General features: G+C 70.0%; 8 protein-coding genes. 5 read left to right on the top strand and 3 right to left on the bottom strand.

Annotated features, from left to right (window positions below):
* Positions 1-79: 79 nt before the first annotated feature.
* The 3 genes from pstS to VGX25_RS18505 all read right to left on the bottom strand — a co-directional run bounded on the left by pstS (position 80) and on the right by VGX25_RS18505 (position 3,090).
* Complete coding sequence (gene pstS / locus VGX25_RS18515; protein ID WP_326919069.1) at positions 80-1,219, bottom strand: phosphate ABC transporter substrate-binding protein PstS; 1,140 nt, start codon at positions 1,217-1,219, stop codon at positions 80-82.
* Between the two features lie 194 nt (positions 1,220-1,413).
* On the bottom strand, positions 1,414-2,331 hold the full coding sequence (gene mshD / locus VGX25_RS18510) for a mycothiol synthase (protein WP_326919068.1): 918 nt from the start codon (positions 2,329-2,331) through the stop codon (positions 1,414-1,416).
* An 18-nt stretch (positions 2,332-2,349) separates the two neighbouring features.
* Positions 2,350-3,090, bottom strand: coding sequence for a response regulator transcription factor (locus tag VGX25_RS18505; protein ID WP_326919067.1), 741 nt, complete (start codon positions 3,088-3,090; stop codon positions 2,350-2,352).
* A gap of 258 nt (positions 3,091-3,348) precedes the next feature.
* On the opposite strand from VGX25_RS18505, the gene VGX25_RS18500 reads away from it, so the two are divergent.
* From VGX25_RS18500 to VGX25_RS18480, 5 genes are all read left to right on the top strand, one after another.
* A complete protein-coding gene (locus VGX25_RS18500; RefSeq protein WP_326919066.1) occupies positions 3,349-4,167 on the top strand; it encodes a DUF2993 domain-containing protein in 819 nt (272 codons plus the stop codon).
* Positions 4,164-4,589 (top strand): thioredoxin family protein, encoded by a 426-nt coding sequence (locus VGX25_RS18495; RefSeq protein ID WP_326919065.1) that lies wholly within the window; start codon positions 4,164-4,166, stop codon positions 4,587-4,589. The genes VGX25_RS18500 and VGX25_RS18495 overlap by 4 nt, the downstream gene beginning before the upstream one ends.
* Positions 4,590-4,836: 247 nt before the next feature.
* Positions 4,837-5,283 carry a DUF4395 domain-containing protein gene (locus VGX25_RS18490; protein WP_326919064.1) on the top strand — a complete coding sequence of 149 codons (447 nt, stop codon included), beginning with the start codon at positions 4,837-4,839 and terminating at the stop codon, positions 5,281-5,283.
* A 33-nt stretch (positions 5,284-5,316) separates the two neighbouring features.
* The gene (locus tag VGX25_RS18485) at positions 5,317-6,159 is read left to right on the top strand and encodes a sulfurtransferase (RefSeq protein WP_326919063.1); all 843 of its coding nucleotides are present in this window, start codon (positions 5,317-5,319) and stop codon (positions 6,157-6,159) included.
* 28 nt (positions 6,160-6,187) lie between these two features.
* Positions 6,188-6,496 (top strand): DUF1416 domain-containing protein, encoded by a 309-nt coding sequence (locus tag VGX25_RS18480; RefSeq protein ID WP_326919062.1) that lies wholly within the window; start codon positions 6,188-6,190, stop codon positions 6,494-6,496.
* Positions 6,497-6,543: the final 47 nt, after the last annotated feature.

Genomic DNA, 6,543 nt, shown 5'->3' with positions numbered 1-6,543 from the left:
GGTCGTCCAGCCCGACTGGACGACCGGGGCGAGTTCCCGGCTTGCGCGATCCGCTCATCCCGGTTGTGGGATCGCCGCGTCAGGCGATCGCCTTGATCGCGGTCAGCAGCTTGTCCTGGAAGGACTTCGGCACCGGGATGTAGCCGTTGGCGTCCAGGCCCTGCTGCCCGTCGGTCACCGAGACGGTCAGGAACGCCTTGACCGCCTTGGCGGTGTCCGCGTCGGAGTACTTCGAGCAGACGATCTCGTACGCGGCGAGCACGATCGGGTACGCACCCTGGGTGGACGTGCCGTAGATCGAGTCGAGATCGAGCACCAGGTCGTTGCCCGTGCCCTTGATCTTCGCTCCCTCGATGGCCTTGCCCGCGCTGTCCCCGGACAGCTCGACGGCCTCACCGCCGCCGCTGTTGATGATCTTGGCGATCTGCAGTTGCTGCTGCTTGGCGAAGGACCACTCGTTGTAGGTGATCGAGCCGGGCGTGCTCTTGATCGCGGCCGAGGTGCCCTCGTTGCCCTTCGCGCCCTCGCCGACACCGCCGTTGAAGACCTTGCCGGTCTCCTTGGTCCACGCGCCATTCGATGCGGCCTTCAGGTACTTCTGGAAGTTGTCCGTGGTGCCCGACTCATCGCTGCGGAAGATCACCGTGATCTTGTCGCCGGGCAGCGTCTTGCCGCTGTTGAGCGAGGCGATCGCGGGGTCGTTCCAGGTGGCGACCTGGCCCTGGAAGATCTTGGCCAGGGTCGGTCCGTCGAGCACGAGGCCATCGGCGCCCGGCACGTTGTAGGTGACCGCAATGGGCCCGAAGACGGCGGGCAGGTTCCAGGCGTCGTTGCCGTCGCAGCGCTGCTTGGCCGCGTCGGTCTCGCCCTTCTCCTTGCTCAGCGGGGAGTCCGAGCCACCGAAGTCGGTCTGCTTGCCGGTGAACTCCTTGACGCCCGCCCCCGAGCCGTTGGACGTGTAGTTGAGCGTGAAGCCCTCGCACTTGGTCTCGTAGGCGTTGACGAACCGGGTCATCGCGTTGGCCTGGGCGGTCGAGCCGCTGGCCTTGAGGGACTTCTTGCCGCCGCACTCGACCTGCGTGGCGGCCGGCGCGTCGTCGCCGTTGGTGGCGCCACCGCCAGGGCTGCTTGGCGGTTCCGGGTCGCCGCCGCACGCGGTGAGCGCGATGGCGCCGGCGGCGATGAGGCCGAGCACGGACGCGTGCCGCTTGATCTTCACGAGTAATTCCTCCGCACTTGGAGACTGTCCGGTTACGCGACGAGTGCCGCTCGCCGGGGACGCTAGGCAGCGCCGGTGCACGGACGGCCCTGTAGAGGTGAACGTGGGGTGAACAAGTCACGGAACGTGAGGATGGCCACGCCGTTCGGCGGAGCCCGTGTCCTCACCGAGACCTGCGGGTACGCCCGGCGTGATCAGATGCCCTCGGCCGGTGGCAGCTCGTACTGGACATCGGTTTCCACGGTAGTGAAGCCGAGGTGGGTGTAGACGGCGAGCGCGGCCGTGTTGTCCGACTCCACGTAGAGGATGACCTTGGACAGGCCACACCGGTGCAGGTGGTGCAGGCCGGCCAGGGTGAGCGCCTTGCCCAGCCCCATGCCCTGCGCCTCGGGGTCGACACCGACCACGTAGACCTCGCCGACGGGCGGGCGCTGCTGATGCACCTTCGTCCAGTGGAAGCCCAGCAGCCGGTCCTCCGGGTCGATGGCCAGGAAGAAGCCGTCCGGGTCGAACCACGGCTCGTCCTCGGCGGCCGCCAGGTCGTCGACGGTCAGCGCGCCCTGCTCGGGATGCCAGTCGAACGCGCGGCGGTTGACGTGCACCACGTCCGGCTCGTCCTGGCCGGTGACGAACGTGCGCACCCGGACCCCGGGCGGCCAGGTCGGCACCGGCAGCCGGGGCGCGTTGCTCGCCTCGAAGTCCAGGCACATCTTGAGCAGCTCGCGGACCCGGACGAAACCGAACTTCTCGGCGAGCCGGGCGGCGCCGGGATGATCACCGTGCGACCAGATCCGCAGCCGGTCGGCCGGCGCCCTGCCGATGACGCTGTCGACCAGCGCGGACCCGATGCCGGCCCGGCGGTGATCGGGATGCACGAACAGCTCGGCGACCACACGGCCGTGGGCGTCGCCCTTGGTGTCGAGGTGCGCGTAACCGACGAGCCGGCCGCCGGCGCGGGCCAGCGCATGGCTGCCGCCGCGCAGCGGCCGGGGTAACCCCCCGGTCGGGTCGACCTCGGGCCGGCCGTCCCGGTCCCGGGCGGCGAGCAACAGCCCGCGGATGGTCTGGACATCGTCGTCGGACAGCCGGTCCTGCCAGGTCACCTCGACCACACGCTGACCGTACCCAGCTCAGCGCAGGACGTCGACCTGTTCCGGGATGTCCTCAGTGGACAATTGGGCGGGTCGGGCGGCGCCGGACTTGGGCGGCTGCACGAACTTGTAGCCGACGTTGCGCACGGTGCCGATCATCTGCTCGTGCTCGGAGCCGAGCTTGGCCCGCAGCCGCCGGACGTGCACGTCCACCGTCCGGGTGCCGCCGAAGAAGTCGTAGCCCCACACCTCCTGCAGCAGCTGCGCCCGGGTGAACACCCGGCCGGCGTGCTGGGCGAGGTACTTGAGCAGCTCGAACTCCTTGTAGGTCAGGTCGAGCGGGCGGCCGCGCAGCCGGGCCATATAGGTGGCCTCGTCGATGACCAGCTCGCCGAGCCGCAGCGCGCCGTCCGCGCCGGGCCCGCCGGCCGAGCCGCGCGAGGTGAGCAGCCGCAGCCGGGCGTCCACCTCGGCCGGGCCGGCGGTGGGCAGCACGATCTCGTCGACCCGCCACTCGGAGGTCACGGCCACCAGGCCGCCCTCGTTGACGATGGCGACCACCGGCACGCTGTCGCCGCCGCTGGCCAGCAGGCGGCACAGGCTCTTCGCCGCGGCCAGGTCGATCCGGGCGTCGACGAGCACGGCGTCCCGGGAACCGGCCTCCAGCAGGGCGGTAACCTCCGGGGCCTGGGTCCGCACGTTGTGCGGCAGCAACATCAGGGACGGCAACACCGAACCCGGCGCTGGGTCAGCGGTGAGCAGTAGCAGGTCGAGGCTCATCGACAGGCCTGCCTCTCTCGGTATGCTCCGCGGCTTGCCGGGAGAATAGCTGGCGTGGCTGACAAATGTCGTGACCGTGACGCCCGCATCACACGGGTGCAGCAACGATCGCCCTAGCGGATGAGACTCACGAGACTGCTGGTCACAAAGGAAACACGGCCGTAACGAGTGCGGCCGGAAAGGACACGGGCGGGAATGACCATGACGACCGAGCCGAGCACCCCGCGAACGGCGCCAAGGCGGCGTAGGTCGAGAGTGGTGCGCCGGCTCGTCATCGCGCTCGTCGTCCTGGCCGGGCTGCTGGTGGTCGCGGACTTCGGCGCCGCGGCGATCTTCGAGCACGAGGTGTCCAAGCGGGCCCGCAGCCATTTCGGACTCGCCGACGACCCGGACGTCCGGGTCGGCGGGTTCTCCTTCCTGGCCCAGGCCATCTCCGGCGAGTACGACAAGGTCGCCGTGGACGCCAAGGGCGTTCCGGTGCGGAACACCCTGCGCGACGTCGAGGTGCACGCCGATCTCATGGGCGTGCACGCGCCGCTGTCCGACCTGCTGTCCGGCTCGCTCAAGAGCGTCACGCTGCGGGAGGTCAAGGGCCAGGTCCTGGTCAAGGCGTCGGATGTGAACCGGGCGATCTCCGAGCAGGAGAACGAGCTGGTGAAGACGATCACCCGGCTGACCATCGACCCGGTCAGCGAGCAGGTGGCGATCACCGAGCCCCCGGAGGGCGCCGAGCCGCCGGATCCCGCCGATGAGCCCGAGGACACCACGGCCGGCGTGCGCATGTGCGTCACCGCGGACATCACCGACCAGTCCACCGACTTCTGCGTGTTCGGGATCATCTCGCTGGCCGACGGGAAGATCAGCTTCGAGCCGAAGCGGCTGGACATCCGCAACGGGCTGATCAGTGGCAGCCTGGCGCCCACGCTGCAGGAGAAGGTGCTCGCCCTGTTCGCGATTACCCTGGACCCGGGTGTCCTGCCGTTCTCCGTCACCCCAACGGCGGTGAAGGTCGACCCGGGGGTGCTGTCGGTGTCCGGCAAGGCCAGCAATGTCGTGCTCAGCGGAGGCAACGGATGACCGGTGCGCTTGTGCTGATCGGCACGCTGGTGCTCGCGGGCGCCGCCGGTCTCGTGCTGCGCGCCAGGCAGGGCCGGGTGCGGCCGTCCGCAAGCGCGGACGCGCCGGTGCCAGACGACGTGCGGCGCGTCCTCGACCCCGACGCGGCGGTCACCCTGGTCCAGCTGTCCACCACGTTCTGCGCGCCGTGCCGGCACGCCCGGGTGCTGCTGGCCGACCTCGCCGCGCACACCGACGGCCTGCACCACGCCGAGCTGGACCTGACCGAGCGGCCGGAGCTGGCCAGAGCCCTCTCGGTGTTCCGCACGCCCACCACGCTCGCGGTCGACGCCACCGGCAGCGAGCTGCTCCGGGTCGGCGGCGTGCCCCGGCGGGACGACCTGCTCGAGGCGTTGCGCCCGCACCTGCCAAGCGGGAATTGAGCGGGCGTAGAGGTCGTCCCATTAGGTGGAAGCTCCTCCCAGCCCCAGAGATGCGGCGGTACGCTGCGTGACGTGTATGCGTTGCTGACCAGGCGTCGCGCGGTCGACTACTGCCGCGTCGACAGCAGCCTGTGTCGGGCAACCGACTGACCAGGCGGTACGCGGCCGTCCGCCGCGCCCGGTCGCCGCGAGCGCCAATCACCGCCGATCAGGACCATCCGGTGTCCACAGGTCAGGAGGCCCACCCATGTCCGCAGGTCCACCCGTTGATCCCCGAGGTCCCCGGTTCGCCGCCTGGGTGACCACCGCGGTGCTCGCCGCGGTGCTGATCACCGGCTGGTGGCCGCTGCTCGCCGCGCAGGCGGTGGTGTTCGCCGTCGGCGGGTTCATCGGGCTGCGCTACGCGCCGTACTCGGTGCTCTACCGGTACCTCGTCGCGCCCCGGCTGGCGCCGACCGACGAGCGGGAGGACGCCGCGCCGCTGCGGTTCGCCCAGGCCGTCGGCTTCGTCTTCGCGGCGGCCGGCGTGCTCGGCTACGCCGCGGGGGCGGTCTGGCTGGGGATCATCGCCACCGCATTCGCGCTCGCCGCCGCGTTCCTCAACGCCGCGTTCGGGTTCTGCCTCGGTTGCGAGGTGTACCTGCTGATCCGCCGATTCGTCCCGTCCGGCGCACGCCCGGTCGAGAGCCACTGATCGAACCCGAGAAAAGAAAGTGAGAGCGCGCTGATGAGCCGCCAAGAAGTTCTGGTCACGGCCCAGTGGGCCGAGGAGAACCTCGAAACCCCGGGCGTGGTGTTCGTCGAGGTCGACGAGGACACCTCCGCCTACGACACCGGCCACATCCCGGGAGCGGTGAAGCTGGACTGGAAGCAGGAGCTGCAGGACCCGGTCCGCCGGGACTTCGTCGACCGCGCGGGGTTCGAGAAGCTGTTGTCCGCCAAGGGTATTGCCAACAGCGACACGGTAATCCTCTACGGCGGCAACAACAACTGGTTCGCCGCGTACGCGTACTGGTACTTCAAGCTGTACGGCCACGAGTCGGTGAAGCTGCTCGACGGCGGCCGCAAGAAGTGGGAGCTGGACGGCCGCCCGCTGGTCACCGGCCAGGTGAACCGCGAGGAGACCTCGTACTCGGCCAAGGACCAGGACACCTCGATCCGGGCGTTCCGCGACGAGGTGGTCGCCGCGATCAACGCGAAGAACCTGGTCGACGTGCGCTCGCCGGACGAGTTCTCCGGCAAGCTGCTCGCCCCCGCGCACCTGCCGCAGGAGCAGGCGCAGCGGGCCGGGCACATCCCGAGCGCGATCAACGTGCCGTGGAGCAAGGCGGCCAACGAGGACGGCACGTTCCGCAGCGAGGACGAGCTTCGCGAGCTGTACAAGGAAGCCGGCATCGACGAGTCCAAGGCCACGATCGCCTACTGCCGCATCGGTGAGCGGTCCTCGCACACCTGGTTCGCCCTGCACGAGCTGCTCGGCTACCAGGACGTGAAGAACTACGACGGATCGTGGACCGAGTACGGCTCGCTGGTCGGCGTGCCGGTGGAGATCGGGCCCGGCACCCACTGAGATTTCCCTTGCGGGAGAAGGAGAGACCATGAGCAGTAGCTGCGGTGCTCCGGAGCAGACCGGCGAGTTGCCCGCCGGCGTGGATCTGGGGAAGGAGACCGTGCTCAGCGGCCAGGTGACCGCCGGCGGCTCGCCGGTCGGCGGCGCGTTCGTGCGGCTGCTGGACGCCACCGGCGAGTTCACCGCCGAGGTGGTGTCCGCGTCGGACGGTTGCTTCCGGTTCTACGCCGCGCCCGGCGAGTGGACGGTGCGCGCGCTGCACCGCACCGGCAACGGCGAGACGAAGGTGACCGCGGACGGGCCGGGGCTGCACGCGGTCTCCGTCGCCGTCGGCTGACCTGGAATGCGATGAAGGCGGCCCTCCGCACGCCCATGGTGCGGAGG

It is taken from the genome of Actinophytocola sp., from assembly GCF_035942955.1.
GTDB lineage: Bacteria > Actinomycetota > Actinomycetes > Mycobacteriales > Pseudonocardiaceae > DASYTH01.
The sequence above is the reverse complement of the archived record's forward strand: the minus strand, read 5'-3'. Positions and strand labels throughout refer to the sequence as shown.

What these genes read in the sequence shown, in the direction of transcription:
- VGX25_RS18490 (WP_326919064.1), top strand. Translation starts at nt 4,837, where the DNA reads ATGTCCGCAGGTCCACCCGTTGATCCCCGAGGTCCCCGGTTCGCCGCC.
- VGX25_RS18480 (WP_326919062.1), top strand. Translation starts at nt 6,188, where the DNA reads ATGAGCAGTAGCTGCGGTGCTCCGGAGCAGACCGGCGAGTTGCCCGCC.
- VGX25_RS18485 (WP_326919063.1), top strand. Translation starts at nt 5,317, where the DNA reads ATGAGCCGCCAAGAAGTTCTGGTCACGGCCCAGTGGGCCGAGGAGAAC.
- VGX25_RS18495 (WP_326919065.1), top strand. Translation starts at nt 4,164, where the DNA reads ATGACCGGTGCGCTTGTGCTGATCGGCACGCTGGTGCTCGCGGGCGCC.
- VGX25_RS18505 (WP_326919067.1), bottom strand. Translation starts at nt 3,090, where the DNA reads ATGAGCCTCGACCTGCTACTGCTCACCGCTGACCCAGCGCCGGGTTCG.